Source organism: Bacteroides hominis, from assembly GCF_033042785.2.
Classification (GTDB): domain Bacteria; phylum Bacteroidota; class Bacteroidia; order Bacteroidales; family Bacteroidaceae; genus Bacteroides; species Bacteroides hominis.
This window is the reverse complement of sequence record NZ_CP178829.1, coordinates 2934915-2953340: the sequence shown is the minus strand read 5'-3', so window position 1 is coordinate 2953340 and position 18426 is coordinate 2934915. Positions and strand designations below refer to the sequence as shown.

Below are 18426 nucleotides of genomic sequence, written 5' to 3'. Positions count from 1 at the left end.
TATTGAGATGAAAATGAAAAGTAAATTTTTCGGTAGTAGCGCTAAATTAGCGTTAACCTTGTTAGCAATGTGCGGTATGTTCGCAAGTTGCTACGAAAAAGATGAGATTGATGTACCTAAAGTGACCGAGCCTACAGCAACAACATATCAAGTTGCAGGTATTGTTGCAGATGCTGAAAGCAATGCTGTGATGGATGGTGTAACGGTAACCAATGTTACAAACTCAAAGTCAATGACCACCGCCGCAGACGGTAAGTATGCTTTGGAAGCCAAAGTAGGAGAAACCAACGTAGTGACTTTTGCAAAGAGCGGCTACAAAACAGTGACAAGCTCTGTATTTGTTACCAAACAGGAAAATGGTTCTATCGTTGCCTATACGATTGATGCCAGAATGGAAAAAGGCAAAGAAACAAAACCGACAATGGATGTAGAATATCAGATTGAAGGTTCCGTATTTGATGCAGAAAGTGGTGAAGCCGTAGCTATTAAAGCTGCAACCATTCCGGGAGTACTGACAGCAACCATCCAGAACGGTAACAAATTCACAATGTCTAACGTAAGTCTGGGTCAGCATACAATCTATATTACTGCTGACGGATACAAACCGACTACTGCCAATGTTGCCATCAGTGAAGTAACAGGTCCGGAAGGCGAAGGTATTTTCATTGCAAAAACTCCGGTAACCGTTTCTATGCAGAAAAACGAAGTAGAGATTGCTCCTAAATATTATCTGTCAGGAAACATCTATAATCAAGATGGTGGTATGGTAACCAAGGCTGAAGTTACACTAAACCTTTCAGGATATGAAACTGTCGCAACTGCTTCCAACGGTTTTTATAAGTTCGAAATTCCAGCCGACAAGATAAAAGGGCTGACTAAAGCAACTGTAACAATCCGCCACAATAGCTATAAAATTTATGTATATACCGCATTTATAGCACCGGAAGGTAATGGTCAGGTATCTAACACCGTAGTCAACGTTACACTGATTCTGAAACCTGACACAGAAAAACCTGCTGATGACGATAATGTATTTATCGGCGGTAATGTAGATATCGAACTTCCAACAGAAAATGCCGTAGAAGCTGCTCCGGAAAAAGCAGAAGGTGAAAAAGTACCGAGCAAGTCTGCAGTAGAAGAATCAATCAACAAGGTATTGGAAGCTACAGGATCGGATATCAAGATCACTCCGGCACAAGCAGAGCAAGTGGTTAACACCATGGAGAAATACATCGCTAACGGAACTTTGACAGAAATCGATAAAGTAGCAGTTCTTCCGATCGAAAAAGAAACTACTTTCGAACTGAAATCTAAAGTGATCGATACCAATAACGACAAAGAAGAGATGGTTACTGACGAAATTGTTCTTCCGGCCAACACAGTGGTTATCTTCACAAGCGGCGTGGCAAGTACTCTGAACATCAGCCGCACCGACGAAGGTAAGGAAGGTGCTTCTATCCGCGAATATGACGGTACTCCTACCGGTACTATCTTCGTTACTCCGATGGAAGTGAAGTTCACACCTGCAGTTGTTGTTGCTCAGGGAGAAACTCCTGAAGTTGCACTGGCTACTCTCTACTTCAACGAAAAGACCAGCACTTGGGAAGCTGAAGAAAACTACGCAACTTATCAAAATGGTGTATTTGTAGGCAATGTTCACCACTTCTCTAAGTTTAAATTCGGTTTTGAAGAAGCTGACAGCCAAGCTGATGCAGAAGCTGCATTAGACACTATGAATTTTGATAAGGCATGCTACACTGAAGGTGAAACAGCTAAAGTAAAAATGGAAATCAACTGGAAGGGTGGCATCAAGTGCGAAAACGGTGCTTCTGTAGAAGAAATCGTTAAGAAAGCTCATTCTTCTTTGACCTCAACCACCATCAAGATGGTTGCTGCTGCTTTGGAAGAAGCTATTAAAGATGACAACGCTAATGTTACTCCGGGAGCAGCCTTTACTACAGATACAAAATTCACATACGAACTGGAAGTGCCCGCTTACACACAGTTGACCGGTTTCAAGGTAACAAGAAACGTTATCAAAACGACTTATACATTACCGTTTGCCGTTTACAACAAAGCGACCAAAGCTATTGAAAAGAAAACAGCTACAGTTACAATCAGCAAGGTTTCTTCAGTAGTAGTGGAAACTATAGAAGCAATCGGTCACGGACATGGTCACGGACACGGTGATGATCTGAATGCCGGTGGTGGTATCATCATCTCTGAATAATTGAGAAAATAAATGTAGTAATTGAAATCATTGAACCGAAAGCGTAGAGAATGTATACAATAAATTTAAAACGAATCTTCATCGTATCGCTATTTATAGCTATACCCTTTATGCTTTCGGCTCAATTGACCTACGGTACTACGGGATTACTGCATGCCCCTTCGGCAGAGATGCAAAAGGATAAAACAGTGATGCTGGGTGCTAACTTTATGAATAAGGAGATAACTCCTCCGACGTGGTATTATCATACGTACAATTACTACCTGAATGTAACCATTCTACCTTGGATGGAAGTGGCATATACTTGTACTTTGTTCAAGGCAGAAGCTCTTGGATTAAAGCCTTATGGTTACTCAGGGTTCACCAATCAGGACCGGTATTTTTCTCTCAGATTACGGGCATTGAAAGAGGGACAGTTCTGGAAATACATGCCCGCTGTGGTAATAGGAACCTCCGATCCTTTTACCTCGTCCGGTGACGGAGTTGTCGCCCCGACCGAAGGTAACGGATATTTCAGCCGTTTCTATGTCGCAGCCACCAAACATATCCGATTGGGATCAGAGACAATAGGAGTACACCTCTCCTACCTTTATAACAAACGGATAGAATACAAACTGAATGGGATCGCGGCAGGTATCAGCTACAATCCGTCTTTCCATCCGCAATTGAGATTGATTGCCGAATATGATTCGAAAGATTTTGCGTTAGGTGCCACCTATTTGCTTTTCAACCATCTACACGCACAAGTGGAATTACAAAAGATGAAGTACGTTACGGGAGGATTGACACTCCAGTTCCGCTTGTCAGGGAAAAATGGAATAAAAAAGCAAAAACGAAACAAAGAGTTAAAATAAAAAATGAAATAACATGAAAAGTAGAATAGCAATATTGTCTTTACTGTTGACAGGCGCAGCCATCTCCGCCTCAGCCCAGACCAAAGAGCATTATTATAGCGAGAAAGCTAAAGATAATATCTTTATCAGTGTGGGTGTGGGAGCACAGGGATGTGTAAACCCTGACAACTTTGATTATGGCTTCGGACATGCCATAACTCCGCTGATCCACGCATCAGTCGGTAAACTGTTCAACCCTATCTGGGGTATCCGCGGTCAGGTAGCCGGATGCTGGAGCACATTATACTCCGAATACGGCATGCCGGAAGGAGAATATAACAAAATGAAGAATAAAAAGTACTTCACTTTGCGTGCCGACGGATTGTTCAATTTGTCAAATGCCATCGGAGGCTACAACCCCGACCGTTTGTTCACCGTATCAGTGTTTGCCGGTCCGGGACTTACGTTTGCCAAGGCTTATGGCAACCAGGATAAACTGGATGCACTGATTAATGGTTCTGTTGGTCTGATGGGACAATTTAACATCAACAAATACCTGGACATTAATGTAGAGGCAAGAGGAGAAGTTTCCCCTTCCGTATTCGGACGCTATAGCTCAGCTCATACGGATGGCGCTGTTTCTCTGACAGCAGGTGTTACTTACACATTCGGAGGTAAGAGATTCGTATCTTGTGGTGCCCAGGTAGACCAAAGTGCTATTAACGAAGAGTTGAATCGTTACAGAAGTGAATTGTCAAAAGCTCAGTCTGACTTGGCTGATGCTAAGAACGCACTGGCTAACGTGAAACCTGTAACAAAAGAAGTTGTAAAAGAAGTTGAAGTAGCCGGTCCTCGTGCTGTTTTCTTCCAGATTGGCAAATCTAAAATCGATGACTACGGCATGGTTAACATCCAGTTGGCAGCTAAGATCCTGAAGGCTAATCCGGATAAGAAATACAAAGTGGCAGGCTATGCAGATGAAGCTACCGGTAGTGCAAAGTGGAACCAGAAACTATCTGAAGCACGTGCCCAAGCTGTATATGACGCTCTTATCAAAGAAGGCGTAAGCAAAGATCAACTGGAACTCATCGGTTTCGGTGGAACTGCCAACATGTTTGGCAAGAACTTCCTGAACCGTGTTGTAATTTTAGAATAATAGGGTTTCGATTTCCTAATAGAGCGGGAAACAAATTGCTCTATACTTTGAAAAGGTACGTCGCTGAGACGTACCTTTTTTCTTGCCTTGTCAAGTCATGACTCCCCGCTCCGGAATATTTTCTTCCAATGTAAACTAACAAAAAAAGATGTGTCCATTATTCATGAACACATCTTCGCTTATCCTTTTCGTCTGACAGAGTCCTAATATACTAACTTCACATTGTCAATATAGAGCGAGTTTCCAGGCGATCCGATATATGCACCACCATGACTGGACGTAAACTGGAGTACCATATGTGTCGGTACATCGTCAGCTTCTCCCCATGCTACTTCATGGATTGGGACACTCTCCCCCTTACTGTTCACCGTAAAATACTCAGAAGCCTGAAGACGCATCATATGAGCCTTATATGCCGGATCATTAGTTATATCGCCATACATAATATTGTAAGTGGCACCATTTTTCCAATCAGTCGAATGATAATAATAGTTCACCATTGTCCCGATACGTTTGGCATATACATTCCCTTTGGCATCCTCCCAACGTTTCTGCAACAACAAAATAACAGCAGGGAAATCCTTGCCCGGCACGTCTGTTATCTTACTGAATCCCGTTGCCCGTATGCGGTTTTCACGATCGGACATTTTCACTTTATAGTCAAACTGGATAGCTGACGGACGTTCGGTAAACGGCACTCCCATCTGTAACATTTTATTGGGATTCTTAGTGCTTTTAATCGGTTCATGTACTGTCCCCAGAAACATAGATCCTGCCGCCAGAACTGTGATATCTACAATTCCGAGCACTTTCACACTCTCCATACGGGTATCCAGACGTGCACAAAAGCCATCTCCTCTTGCTTCAGGAAACACCGAAGTATTGGTCTTCGTAATCCCTGACACGCGTGCCATAACGTTAGAAGTAGCCCATGGAGACCCTCCTTTATTCGTATAAGGTTTCGCACCTACAATGGTTTCCGTAGGTCCAATGGCATATACTTTTTTGGTATTTCCACCAATAATACCCGATTCTTTTATCTCACGTGTCACCCACTGATCCATATTCCCAAAAGAGAACATCTCCACCTTCTGCTGCGCCACAGCAGGAGCAGAACACAAAGTTACCAGACCTGCCACCCATAAGCGATATGTCTTCTGAATCATCTTTCCTCCTTTCTTTTATAAACTATAATCCCATTGCTTCAGTGCAAAATCCCAATGATCCTGCACCAGTTGAACAGTACGGTCATCATACTTATATTTGTTTTTCTTATATCCTTTTTTACCTCCCACATACTTTTCTATTGCACCACGTGCTTCGGAGAATCCGGGAATATCCAAAGCATGATAAATATTCTCAGTCATTCCCATAGCGTCTGCCTCAAAATCCTCAAATTTCACTTCCATCAGGTTTCCCTTGGGAATGAACTGCTTATCAGCTTCATATTTATGGTACAATTTAGCATAAATGGAAAGAATATTGTCCTCCAACTCGGCGGGAGTAATATCCTGCAATTTCAATGGCTGAATCGTATTGGTAAAGAAACTCCGTGTAGATTCAAATACTGTATACGGATTGCGCATCAGATAAACAAACTTCGCATTGGGGAACATTTTCACCAGCTCCTTCACCCGTCCTGTATGAGGGGGATTCTTACTGAGAAACTGGGTACCTTGCGTATTCCATAAAGAAATCTTGATCAACTTGGTAAATGTCTCCTCAAAAACCTTCAATTCAGCTTCGCTGATATCATCAAAAAGCAAATATTTATCAGCATATTCTTGCTGGTATTTGGGTAGGAACCAGAAATTATAGTAGGTATAAGGCATCATATTGGCAAGTGCGAACTCTTCTTCCTGCGGTAAATCGACGGCCAGTTCCATATTATCCGTCGGACGCTTATCCGGCATAAGCCAACTCATATTTTTCTTGAAGAACGGCTGGCCCCACATCATTAAATGTGGAAATACGGTTTGATAAGTCGTGTTATAGCCGAAATGTGTATCGCATGAAAAAACATTGTGCACAAAAGTAGTTCCACTACGCCAGTGACCAAGAATAAAAACCGGATCATGCTCTAATGGTTTATCTGCCAGTATCTTCTCATAACGCTTATCCTGAAGAGGGGCCAAAGTAGACAGTAAACGGCAAACAGCCTTTGTCAGACGATATTTACCTTTATAGGGCGCATCGACCTCCCTTCCTCCCGTAATAGCTTTAAATGTTTGCCAGTCTGCACCCACCAGAGTATTTATAGGAAGTTTATTAAATTCAAGTAATCCCATAATAATGTGTTAGTTGTTAATGTGTCAACAGGCCGTAACCAGCCCGTCGGCACATCGAATCATTATTTACTTTTCTATTCTGACTTCGAAACCTTGTTCACTCAACGATTTCACAGCCTTTTCAATCGCTTCATAATGCTCAGTCGTTATGCCCAGTTTTGGCAGGTTCAGAACCGGAAGATCATCAGAAGCATTCATGTCTTTTCTTTCAACCCGATCGATAATCATCCCCACAGCACTGGTATTATTGGTAATCGGATCAATCAGAATGAACGAGCCACACGATTTATTCTTCTGATACGGATCAAAGAACAACTCTTTGGCTGTAGTAAACACCACACGTGCTATTTCGTTCAAAGAAAGGAAAGGGACAGATGAATGTTCCATCGTATTGACATCCACTTTATACTTAATGCTATCAATACGGGTACGGCTAACGTTCGTTGTCTGTTTGATAAAGAACGATTTGTTGACATCCATCGGTTCTTCATCCATCCACACCAACATCGCTTCAAAATTACGGTCTACAATAGGCAGGTTGTCCGGATGAACCAACATTTCTCCTCTCGATACATCTATTTCATCTTCAAGTGTCAGTGTAACCGACTGTGGAGGAAAAGCATACTCCTGTTCACCATCAAAAGTAACAATACTCTTAACATGAGATACCTTACCGGAAGGCAAAGCCATCACTTTATCCCCTTTACGTATAACACCGGATGCCACCTTACCGCAAAACCCGCGGAAGTCAAGATTCGGACGAAGTACATATTGTACGGGAAAGCGGAAATCATCAAAATTATTATCACTGTCGATATGCACCGTTTCCAGAAAATCGAGTAAGGAGAGTCCTTCGTACCACGGAGTTCTTTCCGACCTATCCACCACATTGTCTCCATCGAGTGCCGAAAGAGGAATGCAGGTTACATCAGGAATCCCCAGAGGAGCTACAAACTTTTTATACTCTGTTACTATTTCGTTGAAACGCTCTTCCGAAAAATCGACCAAGTCCATCTTATTGACTGCCAACACCACATGCTTGATTCCCAACAAAGAAACCAGGAAGGTATGACGTCTTGTCTGAGTGATCACTCCCATGCGGGCATCTACCAGAATAATAGCCAGATTGGCTGTAGAACCACCGGTTATCATATTACGGGTATACTGTTCGTGCCCCGGAGTGTCAGCAATGATAAATTTGCGGTTATTGGTAGAGAAGTAACGATAGGCCACATCAATCGTAATGCCTTGTTCGCGTTCGGCCTTCAGCCCATCCAGCAACAGAGCATAATCAATGTGTTCTCCTGCATTACCCAACCGTTTACTATCGCGTTCCAGCGCATCGAGCTGGTCTTCATACAATTTCTTGCTATCGAACAGCAGACGCCCGATCAATGTAGACTTTCCATCGTCTACCGAACCTGCCGTCAACAGACGCAGCAAATCTTTCTGTTCGTCTTTATCCAGAAATGCTTTTATATCTAATTTATCTGCCATAGTTGTAATATTTAAAAATATCCTTCGCGTTTCTTCTGTTCCATGCTACCTTCCTGGTCGAAATCAATAACGCGGGTTGTACGTTCGCTCTTGGTAGTAGTCATCATCTCTTCCACAATCTTCTCAATGGTGTCGGCTTCGCTCTCGACAGCACCTGTCAACGGCCAGCACCCCAACGTACGGAAACGTACCATTTTCATCTCAATCTGATCACGATATTTCTCCGGCAGACGCTCATCATCAGCCATAATCAGATTTCCGTCCATCTGCACCACAGGACGCTCTTTGGCATAATACAATGGTACAATCGGAATATTCTCCAAGCGAATGTATTGCCAGATATCCAGTTCGGTCCAGTTGCTCAACGGGAACACACGTATGCTTTCACCTTTATGTACGCGGGCATTGTAAATATCCCATAGTTCCGGACGCTGGTTTTTAGGATCCCATTGATGAAACTTATCACGAAAAGAGAATATGCGCTCTTTGGCACGTGATTTTTCTTCATCACGGCGGGCACCGCCAAATGCGGCATCAAATTTATATTTATCGAGTGCACGCAATAAAGCTTGTGTTTTCATCAGGTCGGTATGTACCTTACTTCCATGTGTAAACGGTCCTACTCCCGCATGAAAAGCTTCCATATTGCTTTCCACAATCAGATTCCAACCATACTTTTTAGCATATTCATCACGGAACTGAATCATTTCCTTAAATTTCCATTTAGAATCGATGTGCATTAAAGGAAACGGCACCTTGCCCGGATAGAAAGCTTTCTCGGCGAGGCGTACCATGACCGAAGAATCCTTTCCGATGCTATACAGCATAACCGGATTCTCAAACTCCGCCGCCACTTCGCGGATAATGTGAATGGACTCGGCTTCGAGTTCCTTTAAGTGGCTTAATTTATATTCCTCTTTCATTGTTATGATTATTTCTTCATCTATATTCTATTCATGTCTGCTCACACGGGGCAATACAATGTCCAACAGACGCTTGACAGACTCTTCAAGTGAAAGTGTTGAAGTATCAAGTGACAAGGCCGGATGCTCCGGAGCCTCAAATGGGGCGGATATCCCGGTAAAGTTTTTTATTTCTCCTCTGCGGGCCTTGGCATACAACCCCTTCACATCGCGTTTCTCACATTCGGCAAGCGGAGTGCTGACAAATACTTCTAAAAAATCATCTTGCCCGATAATGCGGGCTGCCATCTCGCGGATATCATTATTAGGACTGATAAAAGCAGCAATCGTAATAATACCGGTATCAATAAAAAGTTTGGAAACCTCAGCTATACGACGAATATTTTCCACCCTGTCGGCTTCAGAAAAGCCTAAATTATTGTTTATCCCCGTACGGATGTTATCTCCGTCCAGGATACGGCACAACAATCCACGTTTATGCAATTCGCGTTCCAAAGCAATTGCAATCGTACTTTTGCCCGATCCGCTCAGACCGGTAAACCAAATCATCACGCCATGCTGCCTCAGGAGTCCTTCTTTATCCTGCCGGGTCAGCATCCGGTCGAATATTGGATATATGTTATTATTTTCTTCCATTTATAATATGTTAGATGTTGTTTCAGTCATTAAAACGGCCAGATTAAAGGAATCAGGAAAATAGAAATCAGGAATGTTATAAGATTTAAAGGTAATCCGATACGGACAAAATCCATAAACTTATAGTTACCAATACCTTGTACGATCAGGTTAGTCTGATAACCAATCGGTGTAGAGAAACTGGCCGATGCAGCCATACAAATGACCACAAAGAACGGCATCGGATCGACTCCCAACTGGGTTGAAAGCGACAAAGCCAACGGAAAAGCCAACGCAGCGGCCGCATTGTTTGTAATCAGTTCCGTAAACAGATTGGTAATAATAAATAGAACCGCCAGCAATACATGGGGACCGTAATCATCGCTCATGCCGATTATGAACTCTGCCACCTTATCGGCCACTCCCGAGTTCACCATTGCTTTACTGATGGCAAAAGCACAAGCAATCGTAATCAAAATATCCCACGAAATATATTTAGTGTACTTGCGTGCCGGGAAGATTTTAGTCCAGGCCATGATAATAGTAGTAACGGAAACAAAGAAAAACATATCCAGTTTCATGTCCGGAAACATTTCCTTCACTATTGGAAGTTCTCCGACAGTAGCACCTGCTATCATCAGAATCAACAGAATCAATGCAAACCAGCGTTTCCCTTTTCCTGGTACAGGTTCGTTATCATTGCCGTTGGCTAACAACACAAACACGGAAGATTCTCCCCAAGTAGGAATAAATGTATCATCTGCCATCACTACCAATGTATCACCTTCACGTAAAACAACCTCTTCCAGGTTATTGACGAACCGCTGTCCGTTGCGTTTCTTGATTTCTTTGACCTCAGCACCATAATGACGCTTGAAATTAAACTCACCCAACGTTTTATTAATACCCGGAAAACGGGCACCAAGCACAGCTTCCACCCGGTGGAGTTTATCTCCTTCTTCTATTTCCTCATCAGGTACGGCCGTATCGGGACGTGCATCAGGGAGCAACTTTTTAGAAAAAGCAAACAGATAAATGATGCCGGCAATTGCAATAAAGATCCCCACTTTACCCAATTCAAACATCGTAAATCCTTCATGTCCGGATTCCAGTATCATTCCGTGCACAACCAAGTTGGTAGACGTACCGATCAAAGTACAAATACCTCCCAATATAGTCACATACGAAAGAGGAATTAAGAATTTGGTAGCAGGTAAGTGGACGGTACGCGCCCATCGTTTAATGATTGGAGCAAAAATAACAACAACCGGAGTATTATTCAAAAAAGCCGAAATAAAGGCAACGGAAGGTAATAAACGCAATTGTGCCCTGAATACCGTCGTTCGCTTCTGAGGAAGCAACTTTTTAATGACCTGCCCCAACGCTCCCGACTGGCGGATACCCTCGCTTACCAAAAAAAGCAGGGCTACGGTTATCATCCCTTTATTACTGAATCCCTCGAGCATCTCCTTCGGAGTCAAAATACCTGCACAGAGAAACAACACCACTACTGAAAAAAGTATCATGCCGGGACGCATCTTGTCCAGAATCAAAGCAATAACCATCCCCAATAAGGATAATAACACAAACGCAATTTCAAATGTCATAAACGCAAACAATTAGTGGTTTATCTTCTCTTCTCAACAATAAACCAAGGATTCAGCAAATTTTCTTTATTATACTGCAAGGGAACATCTTTTTTATCCGCCTGATAAACCTCCATTCCCGCAGCACGTGCTATAGCATGTCCGGCAGCAGTATCCCACTCCATAGTAGGAGCAAAACGAGGATAAACATCCGCTTTACCTTCAGCAACCAAACATATTTTAATAGAACTGCCACTGGATATCAACTCCACATCGCCGTGTTTCTGCTTCAATGCCTCAATGTATGTCTCTGTCTCCGGAGTCAGATGTGAACGGGAAGCAACAACCACAAATTGATTTTGCCGACCGCCCTGCGGTAGCCGTACGGAAGCGGCAATCAATTTATCAAGTGTGGCATTATCCTCTAAAGCTGTAATATCCGACAATTTATAAGCACCGATCTCTTCACCGGCAAAATAGAGTTCTTTTTTCACCGGCAGATAAATAACTCCGATAATAGGAACCCCCGCTTTCACCAAAGCTATGTTCACTGTAAATTCACCGTTTCGCTTGATAAATTCTTTCGTACCATCCAAAGGATCGACAATCCACAACATTTCCCACTTACGACGGGTATCATAATCCAAATGTCTCCCTTCTTCGCTCAGAACAGGAAAAGGAGTTTCATTCAAAATAGTGGAAATTATTATATGTGCTTTCCGGTCAGCAATGGTCAAAGGAGAATTGTCAGCTTTCCGCTCTATTTCGAAGTCCGAAGCCGGATCGGTATAAATAGACAATATCTCCTCTCCTGCTTTCAGGGCTGCATCAACAGCAATAAATAAGTATTTATGTTCCATTTTATTACGCAATTAAAACCTTGTTTCCGACAAGGCGTAAAATCCCCAGGTAAATAGAAACACAAAAGTAAAAACTTTATCTCTTTAAAAAGTTTTTAAATAGCTAATTATAACTTCTTTTAGTAGAAACCGGCAAAACCCTAAAAAACCTTTCATATCAAAAAAACTATTCAGCTATACCTCCAATTTTTTATATGACACAGACAGTGCTAAAAAGAAGCTTCAAAGATAAAACATACGCTCCAAACAACTTCTCTGACGGAGCGTACAAATTAACATTGTTAATTCCTCTTTTGTATCATTTGCTTTCCATTCACAAACATCAAACCTTTTGCATTAAAAAGACTTGATATTTACCCACAAAAGACTTGGTTTAACACAATGTTAAACCAAGTCTTTTCCAAGCTTAAAACAAGCACCGCCATATCACTGGTTATAAGCAAAATAGTACAATACAGCCTTCTTTATCTAAAGAATCTTTATCTTATAGTTTCGGAAAAGATAATTGCTATTTAAGCAAGTAGCAACTCTCCCATCTGAATATATGAAAATAACGAACGGTAATTATACAGCTTAAAAGATGATTTATATAAAGAGTTTGCAAGCCTCTTGCGAGTATTAGACTTTTTTAATAACTTCACGCCGTACTCCGCAAGGATTACGAAACCAACCTATTAAGATTTAAAATCAAAAAAAAGAAAACACCAATAACTGATTATCAAAACCTACCACAATGAAGAAAAGCATTATTCTGCTATTTATCAGTCTACTTTTATCCCCGCTATGCATTAAAGCGCATCAGCCAGAATTCTCCACCGCCGGATTTTTCCGATTGGCCGATTCCGGTCGGGAGATCTATTCCATGAATCCTGCATGGCGCTTTTATAAAGGAAATTGCGTTGGCGCCGAAGCTGTTAACTTCAACGATCGATCATGGGAGGTAGTTTCCTTGCCCCATGGCATCGAATACTTGCCTACTGAAGCCAGCGGCTGTGTTAATTACCAAGGTGAAGTATGGTATCGCAAACATTTTACACCGGATGCAACCTTGAAAGGCAAGAAATTATTTCTGCACTTTGAAGCCATTATGGGTAAAAGTAAAATATATGTAAACGGTAAACTACTATCCGAACACTTTGGAGGTTATCTACCTGCAGTTGTCGATGTGACGGATGCCCTGGAATTTGGCAAAGACAACCTGATTGCCGTATGGGCCGACAATAGCAATGACCCTAATTATCCCCCCGGAAAACAACAGGAAGTGCTGGATTTCACTTATTTCGGAGGAATATACCGGGACTGCTGGCTGGTGGCACATAATCAGATATTCATTACCGATCCGAATTATGAAAACGAAGAAGCAGGCGGAGGATTATTTGTCGCTTATGACAATGTATCGGATCTCTCGGCCGAAGTATTGCTCAAAATACAGATTCGGAACTCCGGAAAAAAAGCTTTTAAAGGAGTCGTCGAATACGAGCTTCAACAACCGGACGGACAACAAATAGCTTTTCTGAATTCCGTCATTCGTGTCAAATCCGGTAAGGCAGCCAGTTCATCTGATAAGCTGACGGTAAAAAATCCAATGTTGTGGAGCCCGGAGACACCTACACTATACAATCTGATTGTCCGCGTTCGTGACGAACAGGGCAACGTAATAGACGGATACCGCCGCCGAATCGGAATCCGCAGCATCGAATTCAAGGGAGAAGCCGGATTCTGGCTGAACGGAAAACCTTATGAAACACCATTGATAGGAGCTAACCGCCATCAGGACTTCGCGATAGTGGGCAATGCAGTGCCAAACAGCATTCACTGGCGCGATGCCAAAAAGCTGAGAGATGCAGGGATGAAAGTAATTCGTAATGCACATTGCCCGCAAGACCCGGCTTTCATGGATGCTTGCGATGAACTTGGACTGTTTGTAATTGTCAATACACCGGGCTGGCAATTCTGGAACGATGCCCCTGTCTTTGCGCAACGGGTATACAGTGACATCCGGAATATGGTTCGACGGGACCGCAACCATCCCTGCGTATGGATGTGGGAACCAATCCTGAACGAAACCTGGTACCCGGCCGACTTTGCCCGGAATGCACATGATATAGTAAAAGCAGAGTATCCGTATCCATATTGTTACAGCGGATGTGATAGTGAAGCCAAAGGAAAAGAGCATTTCCAAATACTTTTCACCCATCCGCTCAATGGAGGCGGAGGAGCCTACTCAACCAACCATATCAAGAAACAGATCACTTACTTCACACGCGAATGGGGTGATAATGTGGATGACTGGAATTCTCACAACTCTCCCAGCCGGGTGGCACGCAACTGGGGTGAACAAGCCATGCTTATACAAGCGCAACATTATGCTTGCCCACCTTACAAATACACCAGTTATGATGCTTTATACCGTACCCCCCGGCAACATATAGGAGGCTGTTTATGGCATTCGTTCGACCATCAACGCGGTTATCACCCCGATCCGTTCTACGGAGGTGTGATGGATGTATTCCGACAACCCAAGTATTCTTACTATATGTTTATGTCCCAACGATCTCCCCGGAAAGAGAAGCGTCTTTTCAAGACAGGTCCGATGGTTTATATCGCCCATGAAATGACCCCGTTCTCCGGTAAAGATGTCACAGTCTATTCTAACTGCGACGAAGTGAGACTTACTTATCTCAAAGGTGGAAAAACACAAACCTATGTCCGCACCCCGGAGAAAGAAGGGATGCCTTACCCCATCATTACTTTCAAAGACGCATACGACTTTATGCAAGACAAAGCATTGTCACGCCAGGGCAAACAGGCCGACGTATACTTATTGGCAGAAGGGCTGATAGACGGCAAAGTAGTAGCTACGCATAAAGTTTATCCGGCACGACGACCGGAAAAACTACTCTTATGGATAGATAATGAAGGAGTAGATCTGAAGGCAGATGGTTCTGACTTTATCACTGTTATAGCTGCCGTTGCCGACAAGAATGGTAATATCAAACGTTTGAATAACTATACCATCAAATTTCAGGTAGAAGGTGAAGGACGTATCTTAGGCGGCGCAAATAACTTGGCTAACCCGGCATCTGTTCGTTGGGGAACGGCTCCGGTACTGATTCAATCTACTTTAAAACCCGGCAAAATCAAAATCACGGCCAGTGTTTTATTCGAAGGGTCACAAATGCCAAGTAGTGCCGTATTAGAATTAGAAAGTAAACCGGGAACCTTCCCTCAAATTTACAGTCAGGAAGAATCTGCATTTATTCCGACCTTTACCGGACAAGGAACAAACAGTCTAACTCTAAAGTCAGAAACACAACTGGAAAAAGAAAGATTGCAGAAAGCTAAGAATGCCGAAAAACTGAAAGAAGTAGAACAGCAACAGGAGGAGTTCGGCGAAAAGAAATAATCACATCACTATTTGAAAAAGGCAGTAACTTCACAGTTACTGCCTTTATCCGGGAGCAAACATCTGTTGCTCCCGAAATTACCAAAAAGAATTTCTTTATTAATAGATTCTATATAACAACCAGGCACCCTGGAAGTCTTTTCTATTAGGATATTTAGCCTTGAAAGCATCACGTGCCTGTGCAGCAGAAGCTCTATCGGCAAATGTATTTACAATCACACGATACATGGCTGTTTCAGCATTAAAAGCAATAGTTGCATTATAACCTTCTTTATCCAAAAAATCTTTCAGACCTTCTGCATTTGCTTTCAAACCAAAACTACCGCATACTACGCTATAATCTTTCAATCCATCGGCACCTGAAACCACTGTTACCTTTTCCTGACGAACGCCTGCAGCATTATCAACAGCTTTTTTAGTTTCTACCGGAGCAGTAACCACCGGAGTGACCTCTACGGGAGCTTCTACCTGCGGTTCAGCCAATTCCTGTTGTTTAGCTTTCTCGTATGCCTTTTTATAAGCGCTTTCGCTGGATTTACATGAAGCAAATGCCAAGGCAACGCATACGCCCATCCCTAATACTACTAATTTTTTCATAATCTATACACATTTAGTTAATAATTTCGTATCCACTGTTTGAAGGGGACAAAATAATAGAATTTTTATCACCCCACAAAACAATCTTCCTAAAAAACACCTTTTCAGAAATCTCAGCAATCCTTTTTCCTATAAGAAATCGTACCGGTGGCCTGATAAGTGGGCATCACCAATACCTCGGCTATCTGTATATGCTCGGGGGCAGAAGCAGCATAATAAACGGTTTCAGCAATGTCATCTCCGGTCAGCGGACGAATGCCCTTATAAAAAGCATCGGCAGCATCTTTATCTCCACGATAACGGACGACCGTAAAATTAGTTTCCACCATTCCCGGTTTTATATTCGTAACCCGCAGGGGAGTATCTACCAAATCGATCCGCAGACCGTCCGAAAGTGCTTTGACGGCAGCCTTAGTAGCGCAATACACACTTCCACCGGGATAGGCTGCATCACCGGCTATCGAACCGATATTAATAATATGCCCGCGGCTACGCTCCACCATTCCGGGAACCACCATACGCGTGATAGCCAACAATGCCTTAATATTGGTATCAATCATAATATCCCATTCGTCCAAATTTCCTTCAAACTCTTTGTCCACTCCAATCACAAGACCGGCGTTATTCACCAACACATCGATATTTTTCCACTCTTCCGGTAAAGAGGCCAATGCTGCGGAAGCCGCTTTGCGGTCACGTACATCAAACGGCAACAAACAGACACGCACCCCATATTTAGTTTCCAGTTCCTTTTTCAGTTCTTCCAGCTTTGCCACATTACGGGCATTCAAGATCAAGTCCGAACCCTGTGAAGCAAACTTACGTGCACAGCCTTCACCAATACCGCTGCTTGCTCCTGTTATAAAAACGATTTTACCTTTCATTTCTCATATATTAATTTAGATTTCCCATATAATGAAACACAAAAGTACGCTTAAACCTCCGATGATATGCCCTACACCTTAGTTAAATAAGATTAAAGCATTACAGAAAAAAGGATTTACGTCTTACTATTGCCCTATCTTTGTGCTATATAACATAACAGAGCCGAGAGGCTCATTCAATTATTGTACATGACATTTGAAAATTTGAATTTGATAGAGCCTATTTTAAAGGCTTTAAGACAAGAGGGTTACACCTCTCCCACCCCGATACAAGAACAGTCAATCCCCATTTTACTTCAAGGAAAAGATCTATTAGGTTGCGCTCAGACGGGCACCGGTAAAACGGCGGCTTTTTCTATCCCTATCTTGCAAAAATTGTATAAAACGGACCATCGCAAAGGGATCAAAGCATTAGTGCTGACACCAACCCGGGAACTTGCGATACAGATTGGTGAAAGTTTTGAAGCATATGGCCGTTACACTGGTCTGAAACATGCCGTTATTTTCGGCGGAGTAGGACAGAAACCACAGACCGACGCTTTACGGGGGGGGATACAGATATTGGTTGCAACTCCGGGCAGATTATTGGATTTGATATCACAAGGATTCGTTTCCTTGAATTCACTTGACTTTTTTGTTTTGGACGAAGCAGACCGAATGCTTGACATGGGATTTATCCACGATATCAAACGTATCCTGAAACTGCTTCCGACGAAAAGACAGACTCTGTTCTTCTCGGCTACCATGCCACCGGAAATAGAGACACTGGCAAACTCGATGTTGACAAAACCGGAAAAAGTGGAGGTAACCCCGGCTTCTTCGACTGTGGATATCATCTCTCAACAAGTTTATTTTGTCGAGAAAAAAGAAAAAAAAGACCTGCTGATTCACTTGCTGAAAGACGCCTCTATCGAGTCGGTACTTATTTTCACACGCACCAAATACGGAGCTGATAAACTGGCACGTATATTGACCAAAGCCGGCATCGGCGCAGAAGCGATTCACGGCAACAAAACCCAGAATGCCCGCCAACGGGCCTTGACCAACTTCAAGAATCACACCCTACGCGCCTTGATAGCAACCGATATCGCCGCACGAGGCATCGACGTAGATCAGCTATCGCACGTGATCAATTATGAGTTACCCAATGTACCGGAAACTTATGTGCATCGCATCGGACGGACAGGACGTGCCGGACATGAAGGTGTAGCCATCTCTTTCTGCGAATCAGAAGAACTTCCCTACCTGAAAGACATTCAAAAACTGATAGGGAAAAACATTCCTGTAGTGAAAGAACATCCGTTTGTCACTGCCGAAGGCGCCAAAGCTCAGGAAGAAAAACAAGAAGAGATTAAGGTCAAAGCAAAAGCCAACAAAGTATACCGTGGAAGCCGGGCGAACGGTGACTTCTGGAGACGGAAAAAACAAAAGCCTAACCAGCCTTCTTCTAATAAGCAAGAAAAAAGGAAATAATCCGTTGGCAATAGGGCAGATGTGATTTTCTTTCACATCAAAATATATAAATCAAGCCAATGGTAAATAGAACCCAAA

General features: G+C 42.8%; 14 protein-coding genes. 5 read left to right on the top strand and 9 right to left on the bottom strand.

Annotated elements, in window-relative coordinates:
* The first annotated feature begins 7 nt into the window (after window positions 1-7).
* From R3O62_RS12390 to R3O62_RS12380, 3 genes are read left to right on the top strand one after another with little or no spacing between them, the layout of a single operon-like run.
* Window positions 8-2230 (top strand): carboxypeptidase-like regulatory domain-containing protein, encoded by a 2223-nt coding sequence (locus R3O62_RS12390; protein ID WP_005809040.1) that lies wholly within the window; start codon window positions 8-10, stop codon window positions 2228-2230.
* Between the two features lie 50 nt (window positions 2231-2280).
* Window positions 2281-3084 carry a YjbH domain-containing protein gene (locus tag R3O62_RS12385; protein WP_005776460.1) on the top strand — a complete coding sequence of 268 codons (804 nt, stop codon included), beginning with the start codon at window positions 2281-2283 and terminating at the stop codon, window positions 3082-3084.
* 13 nt (window positions 3085-3097) lie between these two features.
* Window positions 3098-4219: an OmpA family protein gene (locus R3O62_RS12380; RefSeq protein ID WP_005776459.1), complete on the top strand. Its 1122-nt coding sequence runs from the start codon at window positions 3098-3100 to the stop codon at window positions 4217-4219.
* Window positions 4220-4422: 203 nt separating this feature from the next.
* Here the strand turns inward: R3O62_RS12380 and R3O62_RS12375 are convergent, their stop codons facing one another.
* From R3O62_RS12375 to cysQ, 7 genes are all read right to left on the bottom strand, one after another.
* Window positions 4423-5385, bottom strand: a complete 963-nt coding sequence (locus R3O62_RS12375; protein WP_005776458.1) for a PCMD domain-containing protein — start codon at window positions 5383-5385, stop codon at window positions 4423-4425.
* A 15-nt stretch (window positions 5386-5400) separates the two neighbouring features.
* Window positions 5401-6507: a sulfotransferase family protein gene (locus R3O62_RS12370; protein ID WP_005776457.1), complete on the bottom strand. Its 1107-nt coding sequence runs from the start codon at window positions 6505-6507 to the stop codon at window positions 5401-5403.
* Window positions 6508-6573: 66 nt separating this feature from the next.
* Window positions 6574-8004, bottom strand: coding sequence for a sulfate adenylyltransferase subunit CysN (cysN, locus tag R3O62_RS12365; protein ID WP_005776456.1), 1431 nt, complete (start codon window positions 8002-8004; stop codon window positions 6574-6576).
* An 11-nt stretch (window positions 8005-8015) separates the two neighbouring features.
* Window positions 8016-8927 (bottom strand): sulfate adenylyltransferase subunit CysD, encoded by a 912-nt coding sequence (gene cysD / locus R3O62_RS12360; RefSeq protein ID WP_005776455.1) that lies wholly within the window; start codon window positions 8925-8927, stop codon window positions 8016-8018.
* A 27-nt stretch (window positions 8928-8954) separates the two neighbouring features.
* Window positions 8955-9563: an adenylyl-sulfate kinase gene (gene cysC / locus R3O62_RS12355; protein ID WP_005776453.1), complete on the bottom strand. Its 609-nt coding sequence runs from the start codon at window positions 9561-9563 to the stop codon at window positions 8955-8957.
* Window positions 9564-9592: 29 nt separating this feature from the next.
* Complete coding sequence (locus R3O62_RS12350) at window positions 9593-11149, bottom strand: SLC13 family permease (protein WP_005776452.1); 1557 nt, start codon at window positions 11147-11149, stop codon at window positions 9593-9595.
* A gap of 20 nt (window positions 11150-11169) precedes the next feature.
* Window positions 11170-11988, bottom strand: coding sequence for a 3'(2'),5'-bisphosphate nucleotidase CysQ (gene cysQ, locus R3O62_RS12345; RefSeq protein ID WP_005776451.1), 819 nt, complete (start codon window positions 11986-11988; stop codon window positions 11170-11172).
* Between the two features lie 733 nt (window positions 11989-12721).
* Here cysQ and R3O62_RS12340 point away from each other — a divergent pair.
* Complete coding sequence (locus R3O62_RS12340) at window positions 12722-15394, top strand: glycoside hydrolase family 2 protein (RefSeq protein ID WP_032539785.1); 2673 nt, start codon at window positions 12722-12724, stop codon at window positions 15392-15394.
* 99 nt (window positions 15395-15493) lie between these two features.
* Here the strand turns inward: R3O62_RS12340 and R3O62_RS12335 are convergent, their stop codons facing one another.
* Both R3O62_RS12335 and R3O62_RS12330 read right to left on the bottom strand, forming a co-directional pair.
* Window positions 15494-15991, bottom strand: coding sequence for an SPOR domain-containing protein (locus R3O62_RS12335; protein WP_005809050.1), 498 nt, complete (start codon window positions 15989-15991; stop codon window positions 15494-15496).
* 113 nt (window positions 15992-16104) lie between these two features.
* The gene (locus tag R3O62_RS12330; protein WP_005809052.1) at window positions 16105-16875 is read right to left on the bottom strand and encodes an SDR family NAD(P)-dependent oxidoreductase; all 771 of its coding nucleotides are present in this window, start codon (window positions 16873-16875) and stop codon (window positions 16105-16107) included.
* Between the two features lie 189 nt (window positions 16876-17064).
* On the opposite strand from R3O62_RS12330, the gene R3O62_RS12325 reads away from it, so the two are divergent.
* Entirely contained in the window at window positions 17065-18348 is a 1284-nt protein-coding gene (locus tag R3O62_RS12325; RefSeq protein WP_005776446.1) for a DEAD/DEAH box helicase, read from the top strand.
* The last annotated feature ends 78 nt before the right edge of the window (window positions 18349-18426 follow it).

Coding starts and splice junctions, on each gene's coding strand:
- R3O62_RS12390 (WP_005809040.1), top strand. CDS start 8: ATGAAAATGAAAAGTAAATTTTTCGGTAGTAGCGCTAAATTAGCGTTA.
- R3O62_RS12385 (WP_005776460.1), top strand. CDS start 2,281: ATGTATACAATAAATTTAAAACGAATCTTCATCGTATCGCTATTTATA.
- R3O62_RS12380 (WP_005776459.1), top strand. CDS start 3,098: ATGAAAAGTAGAATAGCAATATTGTCTTTACTGTTGACAGGCGCAGCC.
- R3O62_RS12375 (WP_005776458.1), bottom strand. CDS start 5,385: ATGATTCAGAAGACATATCGCTTATGGGTGGCAGGTCTGGTAACTTTG.
- R3O62_RS12370 (WP_005776457.1), bottom strand. CDS start 6,507: ATGGGATTACTTGAATTTAATAAACTTCCTATAAATACTCTGGTGGGT.
- cysN (WP_005776456.1), bottom strand. CDS start 8,004: ATGGCAGATAAATTAGATATAAAAGCATTTCTGGATAAAGACGAACAG.
- cysD (WP_005776455.1), bottom strand. CDS start 8,927: ATGAAAGAGGAATATAAATTAAGCCACTTAAAGGAACTCGAAGCCGAG.
- cysC (WP_005776453.1), bottom strand. CDS start 9,563: ATGGAAGAAAATAATAACATATATCCAATATTCGACCGGATGCTGACC.
- R3O62_RS12350 (WP_005776452.1), bottom strand. CDS start 11,149: ATGACATTTGAAATTGCGTTTGTGTTATTATCCTTATTGGGGATGGTT.
- cysQ (WP_005776451.1), bottom strand. CDS start 11,988: ATGGAACATAAATACTTATTTATTGCTGTTGATGCAGCCCTGAAAGCA.
- R3O62_RS12340 (WP_032539785.1), top strand. CDS start 12,722: ATGAAGAAAAGCATTATTCTGCTATTTATCAGTCTACTTTTATCCCCG.
- R3O62_RS12335 (WP_005809050.1), bottom strand. CDS start 15,991: ATGAAAAAATTAGTAGTATTAGGGATGGGCGTATGCGTTGCCTTGGCA.
- R3O62_RS12330 (WP_005809052.1), bottom strand. CDS start 16,875: ATGAAAGGTAAAATCGTTTTTATAACAGGAGCAAGCAGCGGTATTGGT.
- R3O62_RS12325 (WP_005776446.1), top strand. CDS start 17,065: ATGACATTTGAAAATTTGAATTTGATAGAGCCTATTTTAAAGGCTTTA.